Source organism: Paenibacillus sp. GbtcB18 (assembly GCF_019091125.1).
In the GTDB taxonomy this organism is placed as follows: domain Bacteria; phylum Bacillota; class Bacilli; order Paenibacillales; family NBRC-103111; genus Paenibacillus_F; species Paenibacillus_F chitinolyticus.
In genome coordinates this window covers 1-425 of the sequence record NZ_JAGXJX010000142.1, presented here as the reverse complement: position 1 = coordinate 425, position 425 = coordinate 1, and the positions used below count along the sequence as shown (strand labels likewise).

General features: G+C 51.5%; 1 protein-coding gene. It reads right to left on the bottom strand.

Going from position 1 to position 425, the window contains the following annotated elements; all coding sequences use genetic code 11:
- Positions 1–425 (bottom strand): hypothetical protein (locus KVT34_RS29890; protein WP_217563258.1); only part of this gene is annotated, 425 nt, incomplete at both ends.

Genomic DNA, 425 nt, shown 5'->3' with positions numbered 1-425 from the left:
ATGCAGCAGCGGATGCAGCTTGACTGCCTGTGCAGGATGATGCGTCCCCGGAATCACGGCGCTTTCCCCTTCCCCCATCGGCACCCAATAACGTTCTCTTGCAAAAGGATAAGTGGGAAGACTGATCCGCCTCGGTTTTTGACCCTCGTAAAGTTTGCCCCACTCTACTTGTCCTCCCTTTACCCACAACTCCACAATTCGGCTGTATTTTTTCTGAAGCAGCCATTTGTCCATTACTTCCTGCAGCTCTTCATCTGACATAAACAGTTCCGTTACGGCTATGGTTTCTTTGTTCCGTTTCTGTTGCCCTCGGTACACGCCTTCGGCTTCACCGTGTCCATCTATAAACTTGTTTAGCTTCTCCTTCACTTCCTCCAGGCTTCCTGCAAGAAAACCCGCCCGTTCCTCCATCGCCTCGCGTCCTA